We start from the raw sequence: 17,260 nt of genomic DNA, 5'->3' as shown, positions 1-17,260 counted from the left end.
TTATTCGCGGGTGACCCGCAAGACCTCTTCGAGGGAGGTCACGCCTTCGGCCACCAGGCGGTCACCGTCGTCGCGCATGGTCTTCATGCCGGCCTTTTGCGCCACCTCGAACAACTGGGACTCGGCCGCCTGCGCGTGGATCAGCCCACGGATCTCGTCGTCGGCCACCATGAGCTCGTACACCCCGGTGCGGCCCTTGTAGCCGCTCATGCCGCATTCGGTGCAACCGACCGGGTGCCAGCGGCCCTGCTCATCCTCGCGCTTGCAGTGCGGGCACAACTTGCGCACCAGGCGCTGGCCGAGCACCCCCAGCAAGGAGGACGACAGCAGGAAGGGCTCGATGCCCATGTCGGTGAGGCGGGTGACGGCACTGGGCGCGTCATTGGTGTGCAGCGTGGCCAGCACCAAGTGGCCGGTCAGCGAGGCCTGCACGGCGATCTGCGCGGTTTCGAAGTCGCGGATTTCACCGATCATGATGACGTCCGGGTCCTGACGCAGGATGGCGCGCAGGGCTTTGGCAAAGGTCAGGTCGATCTTGGCGTTGACCTGGGTCTGGCCGATGCCGGGCAGCTCGTACTCGACCGGGTCTTCCACCGTCAGCACATTGGTGGTGGACGCATCGACCGTGCTCAGGCCCGCGTACAGCGTGGTGGTCTTGCCCGAGCCGGTGGGACCAGTGACCAGCACGATGCCGTGCGGCTGGCGCAGCAGGCGCTTGAAGCGATCGAGCGACTCGCCGCTCATGCCCAGCGATTCGAGCGTGAACTTGCTGGTGTCGCCCTTGTCCAGGATCCGCAACACAGCGCGTTCGCCATGGGCCGAAGGCAGCGTGGACACCCGCACGTCCACCGCGCGGCCGCCGATGCGCAAGGAGATGCGGCCGTCTTGCGGCAGGCGCTTTTCCGAGATGTCGAGCTCGGCCATGATCTTCAGGCGCGAGATCAGCGCAGCATGCAGCGCCTTGTTGGGCTGCACCACCTCGCGCAGCGTGCCGTCCACGCGGAAGCGCACGGCCGAGGAGCGCTCGTAGGGCTCGATGTGGATGTCCGACGCCCCGTCCTTGGTCGCCTGCGTCAGCAGCGCATTGAGCATGCGGATGATGGGCGCGTCGTTGCTCGATTCGAGCAGGTCTTCGACCGCGGGCAACTCCTGCAGCATGCGAGACAGGTCGACCGCGCTTTCGACCTCGCCGACCACAGCCGCCGCACTGCCCTCACCGCCCGAATAGGCGGCCGCGATGCGCTGTGCCAGGGTGTCAGGCGGATCGTGTTCGATGCGGTGCACGGCATACAGGCGCATCACCTCGGACAGCGCCGCATGCGAAACGTTCAGGCTGGCCCACAGCGTGGCGCGCTCACCGTCTTGCTCCAGCAGCAGGTTGTGCGCCTTGGCGAAGGCGTAAGGAAGAGGATGGCGTGCGCCCATGGTTTGCGTGCTCCCTGGCTCACGGTGCCACAGACGGGGCTGGCGGCACCGCGCCACCGGGCTTGGCCTCGGGCACCGGAGCCAGCTTGGCGCCATAGCCCGATCCCGCGGGCATCAGCACCTGGGTCACCGGGCTGCCCGGGTCGTCGAGGGGCTGCTGGGTCGAAGGCAAGGTCATGCGGGTGCTGAGCTTGAGCGGGTCCATCACCGGCGCCTCGTTGATCGGCAACAGGGTGCTTTCCTTGGGCTGGCTGTCCAGCTGGCGCTGACGCATGTAGTCATAGCGGTCCAGCGTCAGGGCATTGGCCGCATCCTGGTTGCGCATCACGATGGGACGCAGGAACACCATCAGGTTGGTCTTCTTGCGGCTGCGCTCCTGACTCTTGAACAGGTTGCCCAGGTAGGGGATGTCGCCCAACAGCGGGACCTTGGACTGCCCATCGGCGTACTCGTCCTTCATCAGCCCGCCGAGCACCAGCACCTCGCCATCGTCGACCACCACCGAGGTCTCGATGGAGCTCTTGGACGTGGTCGGGCCGTTTGCGGCGGAGGCCGTGGCGCTCTTGACGCTGGCGTCTTCCTGGAAGATGGTCAGGCGCACGGCACCGCCCTCGCCCACCTGTGGCCGCACGCGCAGGGTCAGGCCCACGTCCTTGCGCTCCACCGTCTGGAAGGGGTTGACCGAGCCGGAGCTCGAACCGGTGTTGGTGTAGGTACCCGTCACGAAGGGCACGTTCTCGCCCACCACGATCTTGGCCTCTTCGTTGTCGAGGGTGACCAGATTGGGCGTGGACAGGATGTTGCCGCCGGCCTCGGTTTGGAGGAAGGTGGCCAAAGCCCCCAGGCTGATGCTGCCATCGCTCAGGCGCCGCGCCAAGGCCACGTTGAAGCCGTTGATGGCCGGCACGGCGTTGTTGGCCGCGCTGCTGAGCACATCGGTCAAGGCCGGGATCTTGCCAAAGCCGGTGAAGTTCGCGCCGGCGCCCACCAGCGTGCTGTTGCCGGCCCCGCCAGCCCACTGCACACCGAGGCTGGCCGCCTTCTCGGCGTCCACCTTGACGATCATGGCCTCGATGTAGATCTGGGCACGGCGCCCGTCAAGCTGATCGATGACCGCACGCAGCTGGCGATACTGCGCCTCGGAGGCCGTGATGATCAGGGAGTTGGTGCTCGGGTCGGCCTGAATGAAGCCCCCGGTCGAAGGCTGGGCCGACGCGGCCACGGGCGAAGTGGACTGGGTCGAAGCACCGGCAGCGTTGCCCGTGCCGGACCCACCCAGGGCGTTACCGGTTGCTGGGGTCGCCGGGGTGGTCGACGTCGTGGTGCCGCCCGTTGCGCCACTGGCGCCGCTGCCACCGGCCCCTGGGTAGGCGGCACGCAACACCTGGGCCAGCTTCACGGCATCGGCGTTCTTGAGGTAGACCACATGGATGCCGCTGCCACCCACGCCGGTGTTCCCGGGGCGGTCAAGGCGCTGCACCAGGTTGCGCACCAGGGTCATGCGCGCGGGCGAAGAGGCCCGGACCATCAGGGTGTTGGTGCGGGCATCGGCCATCACCAGCGTGCCCCCGGTCCCCGCCGCTGCGCCCGGTGCGGCCGGCGCCGCACCTCCGCCATCGGCCAGACGCTGCACCACAGGGGCCAGGTCCACGGCGACGGCATGCTGCAGCGGAATGGCTTCCAGGTCCGACGCTGTGGGCACATCCAGGGCCGCGATCATCTGGCCGATGCGCCGCAGGTTGTCGGCGTAGTCGGTGATGACCAGGGTGTTGCTCGACGGGTTCGCGTTGATGGTGTTGTTCGGACTGATCAGCGGACGCAGCACCGCCACCAGGTTGTTGGCGTTCTCGTTTTGCAGGCGGAAGATCTGGGTGAGCACCTGATCGCCCGAGCGGCGCACCGCGCCCACGTCCACCGTGCCGGTCTGCAACTTGGCTTCGGCCTCGGGCACCACCTTGAGCAGGCCGGCCACGTCCACCACGCTGAACCCCTGGCCGCGCAGGGCTGCCAGGAAGTTCTGGTAAGCCGCACGCGTGCTCATGGGCTGGTCGCTGTAGAGCGTGATCGTGCCCTTGACACGTGGATCCACCAGGATCTGTCGGTCCAGGATGGCGGCCATGGCACGGGCCACCCCTTCGATCTCGGCGTTGACGAAGTTCAGCGTCACCATCGCCTCCCGGGTCCCCGCCTGCGGGGCAGCCAGGGCCTGGCCCACAGTCAGGAAACCGCCTGGCCCCCAGCCCAGGGCCAGGGCCATGACCAGCGCCGTGGCGCGGGGACGAGTCAGCAGGGGATGGGTCTTCATGCCTTATCCGATCGAAATGACAGACCGGTCGCCCGAGCGGCGGCCGATGATGTTCAACAAATTGTCCAGCGCCCCGCGCTCGGCCTCGCTGGCCTGCGCTTCGCCCCGGAAACGGGTGCCCGTGGCACCGATCGTGCCCTGGCCCGACAGCTGCAGCGCGCCGTCGACGGTACGCATCGACATCTGGACGAGGCCTTGCTCGTCCGCACGCAGGCCCAGGTGGTAGGACCCCAGACGGTCCAAGGTGGTCAGGCGGGACGACACATTGTCCAGCCAGACATCGGCCTGTCCACTGACACGCACACGCCCGCCAACCCATTCGACGGCCAGTGTGTCGGACGACACGCGCAACACCCCGCCGAGTTGCAGGGTGTTCCACGGTGTGCCCAGGCCACTCAACCAGGCTGCGGGCCAGTGCCCGATCGTGCCCGCCGCCTGCCAACCCTTGGGGTTGTCCACTGGCACCAGGCCGATGTCCACCCGGGCTCGGCCCCAGCCAGGGCGCAATTGCACGGCCAGGGGCTGCGGCAGGCAGCAGTCGTGCTGCAACACCACCCGCACACCACGGTCCTGCCAGCGCAAGGTCCAGTTCAGGCGTCCGGGCAAGGCGCGCACGTCACGGCTACCGGGACCGCCGGTCAGCACCGCCACCGCCTGTCCTTGCCAGATTGTGCCCTGCGCGTCGGCCAGCAAGAGACGCTCTCCCGTGAGGCGTGAGACGCCCTGGGCCAGCCAGCTGGCCGGCGCAAAGGCCACCACCCCCGTCACGCCCCCGATCACGGCCCCCGCCCAGGCCCAGCGTCGACCGGCTTTGCGCACCTTCTCCCAGCGCAGCACCTCCAGGGTGGATTCGAAGCTGCGGGTGACGTAAGCCTCCGGCCCCAGCAGCCAGCGGGGCCGCCGCGCCCAACGCAAACGCCACAACTGCATCGTGCTTTGCACGGTGGACTGAAATGAGGTCACTGCGCACCTCCCAGGCCCAGGGACAGGGTCACCGAGCCCTGGTAGGCGCCATCGGCACCGCGTTGCCAGGCCGCCTCCAGCGGTCGCGCACGCGCCCCCACGCGCACCTCTTCCAGCCAGGCCGCCAGGGCCTCACCGGAGACCCCCTGGAAACTCAGCACCGCGCGATCACCCTGGCGGCTCAAGCGTGCCGCTGCCCCCAGGCGACTGGTGGCCGCCTGCAAGCTGGCCTCGGCCTGCACGGGCGGCACGGGCGGGCGCTGGCGCAACGCTTGCGCTTCGGCGGCTTGCTGACGCATCAACACCAGCTCGGCCTCGACCGCCTGCATCTGGGCCGGCACGGTCTGCAAGGTGCGCCACGCAGGACGCAGTCCGACCATGACCACGAGGGTGAGCCCCGCCAGCCAGGCCGCCACGGTGACCAGGCGCCGTTCGCTGGCCGACATGCCGGACCACTGGGCCTGCCAGGCCTGACGCAAGGATTGAACACGTTGGGACAGAGCACTCATTCAGACGACTTTCAAGGTGCTTCAGCTGCGGGGGCCGCGGCGCAAGGTCAGTTGCCCATCGGCCTCGGTGTCCACCTGAACACCGGCGGCGCCGAGCTGCACACGGAATTGTTCGATCTCGCCCGGCCCCCAGCCGGCGGGCGGCGCCACGGTCAGGGCCTGACCGTCATAACGCACCGACGCGCTGGGGGTTTCCGGCGGCCAGGCCGTGGCCACCACGGCCATCAGCGACTCCAGATCGTTGGCACCGGGCTCACCGGCTTGCGCGCGCAGGCTGTCGGTCTCGCGTTGCATCTGCACGGGCGCATCCAGCACCACACGCACCTGCGGGTGCGCCTGCTGGAGCAGTTGCACGCGCTGCATCTGACGGGCCTTGAGGGTGTGCTGCTGATGCCAGGCCCACAAATTGAGCCCGAGCACCTGCACCACGACCAGAGACACCAGCCCCACGCGCACCGGTCGCCAGGCGGGCGACATGAAACGGCGCCACTGGTCGGACAGGACATGGGCCCCCTTGCTGCGTGGCGCCAGCTCGAATTGCAGCAGGTTCCACAGCGAACGCGAAGCCAGCAGCATGTGTTCGGCCGGGGTCTGCACCGTCACGGCGCGGCCCAGCCAGCGCTCTGCGGGGGACGCCACGGGAGGGGTCGCCAGAAAACGGGCCTGAGGGGGCAAGGGATCGGGCAGCAGGCCGCGCGACAGGCTGCCGCCGAGCGGCCAGGTCGACACCCCATCGGGCCCCGCCCAGGTCACCAGCACCTCGTGCCCCGACTCCCAACTGGACTGGCCCGCCTCCAGAGCCTCGTGGAACAACACCGTGGCCGGCTCATCCGGCGCAGCGCCCGGCACCACGCGGTCCACACGCAACTGGGCCTTTTCCATGGCCATCAGCTGCGAGGTCAGCCAGGTGTGGTCACAGACGGCCACCCAGGTCGGCTGCCCCACCTTGGCCTGCGGAGCCACGGCCAGGTGCAGCTGCTCGGGCTCGTCGAGCAAAACCTCTTCCAGCAAACTGGCCAAGGCGGCGCGCAAACGGGCCTGAGGCGCCTTGGGCAGGGTCAGGCGATGCCAGCTCACATCGGTGGGGGCCAGCACGGCCACCACGCTGTCGGCCGACGGCATCTGGGCCAACTCACAACGCCCCTGCCGACTGAGGGCCTCGCCATCGACACTGAGCACATAGGCGTAGGACTGAGGCCCCGGCGCGGCAGGCGCGGCTTCGGGCGCTGATGCGCTCGAACGCTGGCGCGCTGGCAATTGAATGATGAGGATGCTCATGCCCGGACTTCAGATGTCTGTGTTCCCTGCCGCACCCCAGCCGGGTGCTCGGTGATTGTAGGAGGGCGATCCGGCCCATCCCTTAAGGATTCATACCTGCACGAGACAGGCTGCAACACCCTGATCACGGGGTGCCTCCTGAAACGGCGGAGCGATCGAGTCCGGAAAAGCGTGACTGGTTCCGCACCTTGACCTCGTTGCCGACACGTTGCACCAGATGGCGCTGCTCGATCACGTTGTCCTCCAGGCGCAGACGCCCCCGCACCTCGAAGAACTCGGAGTTGACGGCGAGCCGCTCGAAACGCCAGTTGCCCGCCCCCAGCACATTGTTCAGCTCATCCAGACTCTTGAAGGGACTGCGCTGGCGCACCTGCACCAGACGTGCCGCCCGGCCCACGTCGAGCCCGTCGACCACGGCCGCCAGCACCTCGCGCGACGCGGTGTTGACGTTGACCTTGGTGCGCAGCGGCAGCACGGTCAACACCGGACGCAGCCGCTCGACGGTGGCCGCGTCCATGCCCAGCCAGGTGAGCTCATCGAAGCGCTGGGGCTGCAAGGGCGCCTCGCTGCGGGCCTGCTCGCCACCGAGTTTCTCCAGCATGGTCGGGTCATCGGCCAGCGTGGCCAGGGTGGCACGGCGCCAGGCCGACGCGATGCCTTCGGCCAGGGCCGGCGACAGCCCCGCGTACTCGCACAAGCGACGCAACACCGCCACCTCCTCGGGCACCAGCTCCCCCTCGGCCGACAGCACATTGCGCAGGTTGTAGCGCGTGGTGGCATCTTCCACCTGCCCGGACAGGAAGGCCTCGGGTGCCCCCCCTTCGTCACTGGCATTGTTGGACGAGTCCGAGGCCAGGAAGGTGGACAGGCGCGCCTCGGCCAGCGGGATCGCCCAGGGCTCGCCCAGGTGATCGGGCCCCCCGCTGCGCTGGTCCTCGCGCAGGATCAGCATCGCCCAGTCCAGCGCCCCGCTGAGCACCCACGTGGCCTGCGTGCGCACGCGCTCGGCGCTTTCAACCTGCACGGCGCGCCACTGCTGCCACACCATCGAGGCGGACAGGGTCGCCACCAGGGTGACGATGACCATGGCCATCAGCAAGGCCGCCCCCCGCTGTGGGCGGCGTGTGCTCAGGGACATGGGACGTGGCATGGTCGGGGCCCTCAATCCTGATTGGGCTGGGGGGCGAGCATCAGGTCACGGCTGAGCGTGCCCTGAAAGCCACTGCCTTCGCCCAGCGACAGCTGCAGGCGCACGGCCTGAGGCAGTTGCTCACGCCCACCGTCTGGCGACACATCGCCCGAAGACTGACAGTTGCTCATCGCCCCATTGCGAAAACAAAACACCTGCCACTGCGCGACGCCGCGCAAGGCCACCAGCGTGCCGCGCTCACGGCCCAGCAGCTGCTGTGACTGCTGCCAGGCCCGCTGCAAGCCCCCCACGCCCGTGCTCTCGGCACTGGCCCAGCGCTGCCAACGGCCCTCGCGCAGCGACCACACCACCACCTGCACCCCGGCGGGGCTGCGGCGGGTCATGCGCAAGGCCGCACCGTCGAACTGGAAGCCCTGCACGACCTGGGTGTCGAGCACCTGGGCCAGATCGGTCTCGAACTGGGTCATCACTGCCTGCAGGCGCAAGGTCTGCTGCAGGTTCTCGTCCGACACCTGGCGTGCCGTGCTGATCGCGTCCAGCCCCTTCCAGGCCGAGGCGGCCAGCACCGACAGGATCAGCAGCGAAACCAGCACCTCGATCAGGGTGAAGCCTCGCACCACCTGACGGCGACGGGGGCCTGCCCGACCCGGGCTCGAACCCGTCATGGAACACCACGCGTGCATCATCATCGGACACGCGGCAAGACGGTGGAGAGCTTGACGATGGGCAGGTTCGCCTCGTCAAACACCTGGGCATCCACCCGTCGGAAGTTGGGGTTGGGCGTCGGTCGCACGGCCATGCGACCTGGCAGTTGCCGGCCGAGGTGCTGGCAACGGAAGTCGCTGTCGCCCACCGCCGGAAAGGTCTGCCCCAGTTTCAAGGCCGTGATCTGGTTTTCGGCGCACCACTGGGCCAGCACGAGGTCACTCATGCGCTGCGCATTGAGCGTGAGCCCACCAGCGGCCTTGATGCCTGCCGACAAGGTGATGGCGACGATGGCCAGGGCCACGAGCACCTCGATGAGGGTCATGCCACGGTCCTGCAAGACACCGGCGGCACAAAGGTCACGGCGTGGCGGCACGGGCCATCCCTTCCAGCAGGGGCACATCATCCAGGGTGGGCTCTCCGGTGAGCACCTGAAAGGGCCCCAGCCCCTGCGTCCCCACCACCAGCTGCTGCTCACCCAGGCGCAGCACCACTTTTTGCGCCCCAATCACCGGCTCCGGGCCCAGCACGATGCTGGCGCCGTCCACCACCTCGGCCCGCACCTCGGGCGTGAGCCATTGCAGCGGCGGCATCAAGGCCGGTGGCAAGCCCAGAAACTGAAAGTCGGCGTCGGGCCCCTTGGCCTGCGGCACCCACAGCACCGTCATGGCCCCGGCACGCGCCTGCGTGCGCGCCGACTCCAACAAGGCAATCAGGCGGGCAGCCTCACGCTCCAGCCGCGTGCTGGACGGATCAGGGATCGCAAACGCCACCACCGCCGATGCCACGCCGATCATGGCGACCACCACCATGAGCTCGAGCAAGGTGAAACCGCGAGCGAGGCGCGACTTACTGCCAGGAACCGATGTCCGCATCCCGGCCTTCACCACCGCTTTGGCCATCGGCACCGAAACTGAACACGTCCACCGCGCCCTTGACGCCCGGGTTCACATACTGGTACTGCGCCCCCCAGGGGTCATTGGGCAGTTTTTCCAGATAGGGCTTCCAGTTCGAGGGGACGGGACCGGCGGTGGGCTTGGTCACGAGGGCCTGCAGACCTTGCTCGGCCGTGGGATAGCGCTGGTTGTCCAGGCGGTAAAGCTTGAGCGCCTGCATCAGGTTGCTCACGTCGGTGCGGGCCGCGGTGACACGGGCGTCGTCGGCCCGGTCCATCACATTGGGCACGATCAAGGCCGCCAGCAGACCGATGATCACCAACACCACCATCAGTTCGATCAGGGTGAAACCGCGCTGCACGCCCCGTGCCAGCGCCCGAACCCCTTGGGGGATACGCGCACACATCTTCATGACAAATTCCGAAACAGTCCGAGAAAGGCTCCCGCCCGCCGCACGGCACCGACGCCGCATGCCCCGAGCATGCATGGCAGGTGGCGCCCATCACGGTGGGATCAACCCCAGGTTTGAAGGCCTGACCCGTCACACAGGGGATGGGGAAGACCCATCATAATGGCCCTATATGTCATCACGTCTGTCCGCCCTCCTGATTTGGGCCGCGGTTGCGGCGAGCCTGGCCTATTGGGGCCTGCGCTGGTTGGCGCCACCGATGGCTGTGCCCGACAACGCCGTCTCGGTGGCGATGGACAGCGGCAGCAAAGGTGACTTCCGGCGCTTGTTGAGCGGTCCGGCCGCCTCCTCCCCCCAGACCCTCGACCCGGGTGCGCAATCGGTGCTGGCCGGTCGCATCCAGCTGCAAGGGGCGTTTGCGGGCGGTGATGCCCAGGGCCTGGGTGGTGTCGCCTTGCTCTCGGTCGACGGACAACCCGCCCGGGCCGTGCGTGTGGGCCAGACCGTGGATGGCAACCTGGTGCTGCAACGGGTCGACGCTTCGGGCGCCCAGATCGGTCCGGCAGACGGCCCGGCCGCCTTGACCCTGGCCTTGCCCACCTTGCCACCGCCGGCGACGGGCAGCCTGCCCCCCCCCACAGGCGTGCGCACCACGGTGGCCGCCGCCACACCCGTCATGATCCCGGCGGCCCCGCCGGCGCAGCCCGACGCCGTCAGCCCCCCGTCAGACGACTGACGACACAGGGCGCGGCACGCGGTTCAGACCGAGCAGCCCGGTGGCGGGCCACTCCTGACCCGGTCAGCGCAGGAACAAGCGATACACGGGATTGTTCGTCTCGTCCACGTAGGCGTAGCCCAGGCCCGACAGGAAGGGCTTGATGGCCTTGGCCTCGCCCTTGGGCACCTGCAGGCCCACCAGGATGCGACCGTAATCAGCGCCCTGGTTGCGATAGTGGAACAGGCTGATGTTCCAGCCGGGTGGCAGGCTGGTCAAGAAGGTCATCAAGGCACCTGGGCGCTCCGGGAAGATGAAGCTGTACAGGCGCTCACCCTCGGCCAGCGCCGAGCGGCCGCCCACCATGTGGCGGATGTGCGTCTTGGCCAACTCGTCACCGGTCAGGTCCACTGTGCGGAAGCCCTGAGCCTCGAACTGTTCGGCAATCTGCGCCGACTCGCCCTTGCGCTTGGTGCTCAGCCCCACGAACACATGGGCCACGCTCTCGTCGGAGATGCGGTAGTTGAACTCGGTGACGCTGCGCGGGCCAATCAGCTCGCAGAAGCGCTTGAAAGAGCCGCGCTCTTCGGGAATGGTCACGGCCATCAGCGCCTCCCGCTCTTCTCCCACCTCCGAACGTTCGGCGACGAAGCGCAGTCGGTCGAAGTTCATGTTGGCGCCGCAGTTGATGGCGATGTAGGTCTGGCCTTCGCCACCGTGCTGGGCCGCGTACTGCTTGAGCGCGGCCACGCCCATGGCCCCGGCCGGCTCCACGATGGAGCGGGTGTCTTCGTAAATGTCCTTGATGGCGGCGCAGACGGCGTCGGTGTTGACAACCACGTAGTCGTCGACCAGCTCGCGTGCGAGGCGGAAGGTTTCTTCGCCCACCAGCTTGACGGCCGTGCCATCGGAGAACAGGCCCACGTCATGCAGCGTGACGCGCTTGCCTGCCTGCACCGAGCGCACCATGGCATCGGAATCGTTCATCTGCACACCGATCACCTTGATCTCCGGGCGCACGGCCTTGATGTAGGCGGCCACACCGCTGATCAGACCGCCGCCACCGATGGCCACGAACACCGCGTCGATGGGGCCAGCATGCTGGCGGAGGATCTCCATGGCCACGGTGCCTTGGCCGGCGATGACCTCGGGGTCGTCAAAAGGATGGACAAAGGTCAGGGCCTCGGTCTTTTCCAGTACCTTGGCGTGCTGGGCGGCATCGGAGTAACTTTCGCCGTGCAGGACGATGCGCACCTGGTCTCCGCCGAAGCGGCGCACGGCGTCGATCTTGACCTGCGGCGTGGTGACCGGCATCACGATGGTGGCCTGGCAGCCCAGACGACGGGCGCCCAGGGCCACGCCTTGGGCATGGTTGCCGGCGGAGGCGCAGATCACGCCCTTGTCACGGGCGGCCGGGCTGAGCTTGGCCATCTTGTTGTAGGCCCCGCGCAGCTTGAAGCTGAACACCGGTTGCTGGTCTTCGCGCTTGAGGTAAACCTGGTGCCCCAGACGGGCCGAGAGGTTGCGCGCCAGGTCGAGCGAACTTTCCACCGCCACGTCGTAGACGCGGCTGGTGAGGATTTTTTGCAGGTAGTCCTGAATCGTCAGCGGTCCGGCCTTGGCCTTGATCGCCGGCTTGGCCAGCTGGGCGGCGGTGCGGCGAGGGGTGGGCGAAGCGGCGGTACGCGCGGTCGACATGGAAACGACTCCGGAAAAGGGCAGATGCGGGATGGAATCCGCCAGTCTACTCCTGCAGGTTCCGGCTTGCGTGCGTGGGCAGCGGTCACAAAAAAGTGGGGCGCCACGGATGGCGCCCCCGAAAACCTCACCAAACCTCGGGTCTGGCTGGGCCCACGCAGAGAACTGAGGTGTCTCAGGCAGCGCGGCGGCGACGCGCGACGAAACCCATGCCCACCAGACCCAGGCCCATCAGGGCATAGGTGGAGGGTTCAGGCACGGCGGCCGTCACATCCACCTTCAGGTTGCCGAAGTTCACGCCCGTGGCCAGACCGGCGTAGAAGGACGGCAGACCAAAGGCCGACACCAGCGTGGAAGCGGCGCCGCTGCTCAGGTTCAGGTTGCCGGTGGTCAGCAGGCCCGTGCCGTTCGTGGCGCTGAAAGCCTCGCCGAGGGTCACCGTGCCGGTCGTCAGGAACACGCCGCTGTACTGCTGGGTGCCATTGACCGACAGGACGGCGCTCAGTGCCTTGGCCGCGTTGTCATAGCTGACGCCGGTGATGTCGAGGGTGGTGCCCGATGCGGTCAGACGCAGACCCGAGGTGGCGCCGGTCAGGCCGATGAGATCGGCGGCCGTGCTGTTGCTCAGGTTGACCGAGGTGAAGGACTCGGTCAGCGTACGGGTCGCGGCGTTGTAGGTGGCATCACCCAGGGCCGTGTAGGTGGTCCCGGCGCCCAGCAGGCTGGTCAGGTCGGTGCTCAGCGTCAGCACAGCCGAGGTCGGCGCAGTGAAACTGGCGGCCTGGGCGGCCGAGAGGCCGGTCGCCAACAGGGCGGCCAAAGCAGTGGACTTCAAAATGGCAGAGCGTGCTTGCATGAGGTCACCCCAAGATTGGTGAAGATGTGGACAACGCGGCTTTCACCGCCGATGTGTTGATCTTGCAAGCAGCCCCTCGAAGGCCCTTTAGCGTTCACCCTTAAACACCCCCCATGCGAGGGAGGTCCGTCGAGCGTGCCTGGGAGCATTTGATGCCGAAATCGCCGTGCACCCGCAAAAAAGGCTCCCTGGCCGCAGCCTCGGGAGCCCTGTGGGGTTGCGGAGCCTCGAGAGGCTCACGCGATGAGCCGTATCAGAAGCGGTAGCCGAGGCCCACGCCGATCAGCAGCGGATCCACCTTGAGGGTGTCCACCTTGCTGCCGTCTTGTGCCTGCACTTCAGCACGGATCTGCACCTTCTTGACGTCCACGTTCAAGGACCACTGCTTGTTCAACGGGATGTCGACACCAGCTTGCAGCGCCCAGCCGAAGCTGCTGCGCTTGACGTTCAGCTGACCGAACGGAGCACCCAGGTTGGGCAGGTTCACGGAGGAGAAGTTGGTGTAGTTCACACCGGCACCGACGTACGGACGGATGGCCGCGTCATTGGGCATGAAGTGGTACTGCGCGGTCAGGGTTGGCGGCAGGTGACGCACGCTGCCGATCACCGAACCACCCAGCTTGACGTTGTGCTTTTGGGGGTAGGTCAGGATCAGTTCGGCCGCGATGTTGGGGGTGAAGAAGTAGCTGATGTCCACTTCGGGGATCAGCTTGGCGTTCACCGCCAGCGGCAGGCCGTTCTCGGTCTTGTTGGCCGGATCCAGATTCACGGCACGCACGCGCACCTGCCATGGGGTTTCCTGCGCCATGGCAGGGGTCAGAGCGGCGACAGACAGGGCGGCGATGGCCACAGCGCGGAGGGTCTTGTTCATGATGCAGTCCTTTGGATGACAGGGAAGCGTTGCGACACCGATCTCCGGCGCCGCCATGAACACATTGCAACAAGTGCACCCCGCGCCAGACTTGCGCCACATCAAGTCCGCGCAGCGAAAGCAGGGAACAACCCTGAGAAGCTCAGGGTGTTTGCGCCAGATCAGGAAAACCCGATGCCGGCGCGCCACACCCTGTTGACACGACCCTTGCAGCCGTGGCTCAGCGCGGTCCAGGCGCCCGGATCAAGCCGGAATCAAACCCAAACGCTCGCACAGTGCCAGCACAGGCGCCGACTGGTTCATCGTGTAGAAATGCAGGCCCGGCACGCCCCCGGCGCGCAGCTGCTCGCACAGGTCGGTGACCACGTCCAGCCCGAAGGCCTGGATGGAAGCCTTGTCGTCGCCGAAGCCTTCCAGCCGGGTGCGGATCCAGCGCGGCACCTCGGCGCCACAGGCGTCGGAGAAGCGCAGCAGCTGGCTGCTGTTGGTGATGGGCATGATGCCTGGCACGACCGGGATGGTGGCCCCCAGGGCCTCGGCCTCTTCGACGAAGCGGAAGTAAGCGTCGCTGTTGAAGAAGTACTGGGTGATGGCCACGTCGGCCCCGGCCTTGACCTTGGTGGCGTAGGCCCGCAGGTCGGCCTGCGGGTTGCGCGCCTGCGGGTGCATCTCGGGGTAGGCGCCCACTTCAATCTGGAAGTGGCTGCCGGTTTCCTCGCGGATGAAGGCCACCAGGTCGCTGGCGTACTTGAACTCGCCAAAGCCGCCGTAGCCGCTGGGCAGGTCGCCACGCAAGGCGACGATGCGCTTGATGCCGTCGGCCTTGAACTGGGCGAGCTGCTCGCGCACGCTGGCCTTGCTGGCGCCGATGCACGAAAAGTGCGGGGCCGCGTCGCAGCCTTCACTGAGGATGGCGCGCACGGTCTGGATGGTGCCGTCTTGCGTGCTGCCACCAGCCCCGTAGGTGACGGAGCAGTACTCGGGGCGGATCGCGTACAGCTGCTGGCGCACGGCGGCCAGCTTCTCGACGCCTTCCGGGGTCTTGGGCGGGAAGAACTCCACGCTCACCGGCAGGGAGTTCGGGGATGACTTCGTCATGTGTGGGTCTTTCAAGGTGGGCGCGCGAGCCCGCCGAGCCCGATCAGGAGGATGATCAGGCCTGCGGCGACTGCGCCCAGATGAAGAATTCGAGGTTGCCGTCGCCACCGGCGATCGAGCTGGCAAAGCCCTTGTGGACGGTCCAGCCCAGGTCGGTACAGGCGCGGCGCACCATGTCACGGGCACGGGCGTGCTGGGCCGGGTCCTTGACGACACCGCCCTTGCCCACGTGGTCCTTGCCCACTTCGAACTGCGGCTTGATCAGCATCAGCACCTGCCCGCCTGGCTTGAGCCACGGCGCCAGGTGGGGCACGATCTTGGACAGCGCGATGAAGGACAGGTCGGCCACGATCAGATCGAAGCCTTCGGCGGGGGCGTGCTCGCGCAGCGGGCTGTCTTCCAGCTCACGGGCGTTGACGTTCTCCAGCACCACCACGCGCTCGTCGGCCTTGAGCTTCTCGTGGATCTGGCCATGGCCCACTTCCACGCCCACGACGCGCGTGGCGCCCTGGGACAGCAACACGTCGGTGAAGCCGCCGGTGCTCTGACCGATGTCCAGGCAGGTCATGCCCGTCACGTCCAGGTCGATCTGCTGCAGTGCGCCTTCGAGCTTGAGCCCGGCGCGCGACACCCAGCGCAGCTCCTCGTCATTGGTGACACGGAACTGGGCCTCTTCCGGCAGGTCTTCCCCCGCCTTGCGCAGCACGGTCCAGCCCTTGGGGCCGAGCCACTGCACCGCCCGCGCATCGATCAAACGATGAGCGGCCGAGCGGGTGGGCGCGTGCCCTTGTTGAACGATGAGTTGGTCTGCGCGTGGCATGGTGAATCCTGTGAAGCGGCCCGAGGCCAAATCCCAGCGACCGCCGCGGAACCGGCTCTGCCGGGCCGCTGGCGGTGCCCCCTGGGGGGCGGCCGTCAGGCCGTAGGGGGGTTAATAACGATATGTGTCGGGCTTGTAAGGGCCCTGCTTGGGCACGCCAATGTAAGCGGCCTGCTCGTCGGTCAGCTCGGTGAGCTGGGCGTTGAGCGTGGTCAGCTGCAGGCGGGCCACCTTTTCATCGAGGTGCTTGGGCAGCACATAGACCTTGCCAACGTCGTAGGCGTCGCTGTGGGCGAACAGCTCGATCTGGGCGATGGTCTGGTTGGCGAAGCTCGACGACATCACATAGCTGGGGTGACCGGTGCCGCAACCCAGGTTCACCAGACGGCCCTTGGCCAGCAGGATGATGCGCTTGCCATCGGGGAAGATGACGTGGTCGACCTGGGGCTTGATCTCTTCCCACTGGCACTTCTCTTCCAGCTTGGCAACCTGGATTTCGTTGTCGAAGTGACCAATGTTGCAGACGATGGCGTTGTTCTTCATCGCGGCCATGTGCTCATAGGTGATCACGTCGCGGTTGCCGGTGGTGGTCACGAAGATGTCAGCCTTGTCGGCGGCCCAGTCCATCGTCACCACGCGGTAGCCTTCCATGGCGGCCTGCAGGGCGTTGATGGGGTCGATTTCGGTGACCCACACCTGGGCGCTCAGGGCGCGCAGGGCCTGGGCCGAGCCCTTGCCCACGTCACCGTAACCGGCCACCACGGCGACCTTGCCGGCGATCATCACGTCGGTGGCGCGCTTGATGCCGTCCACCAGCGACTCACGGCAGCCATACAGGTTGTCGAACTTGGACTTGGTCACCGAGTCGTTCACGTTGATGGCGCGGAACATCAGGGTGCCCTTGGCGGACATTTCGTTCAGGCGGTGCACGCCGGTCGTGGTTTCTTCGGTCACGCCGATGATCTGGGCCGACTTGCGCGAGTACCAGGTGCTGTCCTCGGACAGCTTGGCCTTGATGGCGGCAAACAGGATGCGCTCTTCTTCGCTGCCGGGGTTGGCCAGCACCGACGGGTCGGTCTCGGCCTTCTTGCCCAGGTGCATCAGCAGCGTGGCGTCCCCACCGTCGTCCAGGATCATGTTGGGGCCTTCACCTTCCGAACCCTTGGGCCCGAAGTCGAAGATGCGGTGGGTGTAGTCCCAGTAGTCTTCCAGCGACTCACCCTTGTAGGCGAACACCGGGGTGCCGGCTTCGACCAGGGCGGCGGCGGCGTGGTCTTGCGTCGAGAAGATGTTGCACGAAGCCCAGCGCACGTCGGCGCCCAGGGCTTGCAGGGTCTCGACCAGCACGCCGGTCTGGATGGTCATGTGCAGCGAGCCGGTGATGCGCGCGCCCTTGAGGATCTGCTTGGGCGCGTATTCCTCGCGGATGGCCATCAGCGCGGGCATTTCGCTCTCGGCGATCTTCAGTTCCTTGCGGCCCCATTCGGCCAGCGACAGGTCGGCGATGGCGCAAGGGACGCCCTTGTGCTCGGTGATCAGTTTGGTGTTAACAGCGGACATGG

General features: G+C 67.2%; 17 protein-coding genes. 1 reads left to right on the top strand and 16 read right to left on the bottom strand.

Translation table 11 applies throughout. From position 1 onward, the window contains the following. The 10 genes from gspE to gspG form a co-directional block, all read right to left on the bottom strand. Positions 1-1,425, bottom strand: a complete 1,425-nt coding sequence (gene gspE / locus WIT60_RS00515; RefSeq protein WP_339582002.1) for a type II secretion system ATPase GspE — start codon at positions 1,423-1,425, stop codon at positions 1-3. A gap of 19 nt (positions 1,426-1,444) precedes the next feature. Continuing rightward, positions 1,445-3,730, bottom strand: a complete 2,286-nt coding sequence (gene gspD / locus WIT60_RS00510) for a type II secretion system secretin GspD (protein WP_339582001.1) — start codon at positions 3,728-3,730, stop codon at positions 1,445-1,447. Positions 3,731-3,733: 3 nt separating this feature from the next. Next, complete coding sequence (gene gspN / locus WIT60_RS00505) at positions 3,734-4,672, bottom strand: type II secretion system protein N (protein ID WP_339582000.1); 939 nt, start codon at positions 4,670-4,672, stop codon at positions 3,734-3,736. A gap of 17 nt (positions 4,673-4,689) precedes the next feature. Then, positions 4,690-5,202 carry a type II secretion system protein M gene (locus WIT60_RS00500; protein WP_339581999.1) on the bottom strand — a complete coding sequence of 171 codons (513 nt, stop codon included), beginning with the start codon at positions 5,200-5,202 and terminating at the stop codon, positions 4,690-4,692. A gap of 21 nt (positions 5,203-5,223) precedes the next feature. Continuing rightward, positions 5,224-6,480 (bottom strand): type II secretion system protein GspL, encoded by a 1,257-nt coding sequence (gspL, locus tag WIT60_RS00495; protein WP_339581998.1) that lies wholly within the window; start codon positions 6,478-6,480, stop codon positions 5,224-5,226. A 124-nt stretch (positions 6,481-6,604) separates the two neighbouring features. Next, the gene (gene gspK, locus WIT60_RS00490) at positions 6,605-7,630 is read right to left on the bottom strand and encodes a type II secretion system minor pseudopilin GspK (protein WP_339581997.1); all 1,026 of its coding nucleotides are present in this window, start codon (positions 7,628-7,630) and stop codon (positions 6,605-6,607) included. 11 nt (positions 7,631-7,641) lie between these two features. Further along, positions 7,642-8,295 (bottom strand): PulJ/GspJ family protein, encoded by a 654-nt coding sequence (locus WIT60_RS00485; protein WP_339581996.1) that lies wholly within the window; start codon positions 8,293-8,295, stop codon positions 7,642-7,644. Positions 8,296-8,315: 20 nt separating this feature from the next. Then, positions 8,316-8,738: a type II secretion system minor pseudopilin GspI gene (gene gspI / locus WIT60_RS00480; protein ID WP_339582339.1), complete on the bottom strand. Its 423-nt coding sequence runs from the start codon at positions 8,736-8,738 to the stop codon at positions 8,316-8,318. Continuing rightward, on the bottom strand, positions 8,695-9,210 hold the full coding sequence (locus WIT60_RS00475; protein WP_339581995.1) for a pilus assembly FimT family protein: 516 nt from the start codon (positions 9,208-9,210) through the stop codon (positions 8,695-8,697). Before WIT60_RS00475 ends, gspI begins: the two co-directional genes overlap by 44 nt. Next, positions 9,185-9,643: a type II secretion system major pseudopilin GspG gene (gspG, locus tag WIT60_RS00470; RefSeq protein WP_339581994.1), complete on the bottom strand. Its 459-nt coding sequence runs from the start codon at positions 9,641-9,643 to the stop codon at positions 9,185-9,187. Before gspG ends, WIT60_RS00475 begins: the two co-directional genes overlap by 26 nt. Before the next feature lie 169 nt (positions 9,644-9,812). Here gspG and WIT60_RS00465 point away from each other — a divergent pair, with 169 nt between their 5' ends. Further along, positions 9,813-10,376, top strand: coding sequence for a type II secretion system protein N (locus WIT60_RS00465; RefSeq protein WP_339581993.1), 564 nt, complete (start codon positions 9,813-9,815; stop codon positions 10,374-10,376). 63 nt (positions 10,377-10,439) lie between these two features. Here the strand turns inward: WIT60_RS00465 and ilvA are convergent, their stop codons facing one another. The 6 genes from ilvA to ahcY all read right to left on the bottom strand — a co-directional run bounded on the left by ilvA (position 10,440) and on the right by ahcY (position 17,258). Beyond that, on the bottom strand, positions 10,440-12,053 hold the full coding sequence (gene ilvA / locus WIT60_RS00460; protein ID WP_339581992.1) for a threonine ammonia-lyase, biosynthetic: 1,614 nt from the start codon (positions 12,051-12,053) through the stop codon (positions 10,440-10,442). Between the two features lie 175 nt (positions 12,054-12,228). Next, on the bottom strand, positions 12,229-12,909 hold the full coding sequence (locus WIT60_RS00455; RefSeq protein WP_339581991.1) for a PEP-CTERM sorting domain-containing protein: 681 nt from the start codon (positions 12,907-12,909) through the stop codon (positions 12,229-12,231). 253 nt (positions 12,910-13,162) lie between these two features. Continuing rightward, positions 13,163-13,780: an OmpW/AlkL family protein gene (locus WIT60_RS00450; RefSeq protein WP_339581990.1), complete on the bottom strand. Its 618-nt coding sequence runs from the start codon at positions 13,778-13,780 to the stop codon at positions 13,163-13,165. A gap of 243 nt (positions 13,781-14,023) precedes the next feature. After that, positions 14,024-14,878, bottom strand: coding sequence for a methylenetetrahydrofolate reductase [NAD(P)H] (gene metF / locus WIT60_RS00445; protein WP_339581989.1), 855 nt, complete (start codon positions 14,876-14,878; stop codon positions 14,024-14,026). A 55-nt stretch (positions 14,879-14,933) separates the two neighbouring features. Then, entirely contained in the window at positions 14,934-15,698 is a 765-nt protein-coding gene (locus tag WIT60_RS00440) for a TlyA family RNA methyltransferase (RefSeq protein ID WP_339581988.1), read from the bottom strand. Positions 15,699-15,809: 111 nt separating this feature from the next. Continuing rightward, a complete protein-coding gene (ahcY, locus tag WIT60_RS00435) occupies positions 15,810-17,258 on the bottom strand; it encodes an adenosylhomocysteinase (RefSeq protein ID WP_339581987.1) in 1,449 nt (482 codons plus the stop codon). Positions 17,259-17,260 lie beyond the last annotated feature (2 nt).

This window comes from Aquabacterium sp. G14 (assembly GCF_037482285.1).
Lineage (GTDB): Bacteria > Pseudomonadota > Gammaproteobacteria > Burkholderiales > Burkholderiaceae_C > Aquabacterium.
Note: the sequence above shows the minus strand (reverse complement) of the source record. Positions and strands in the feature narration are given on the sequence as shown.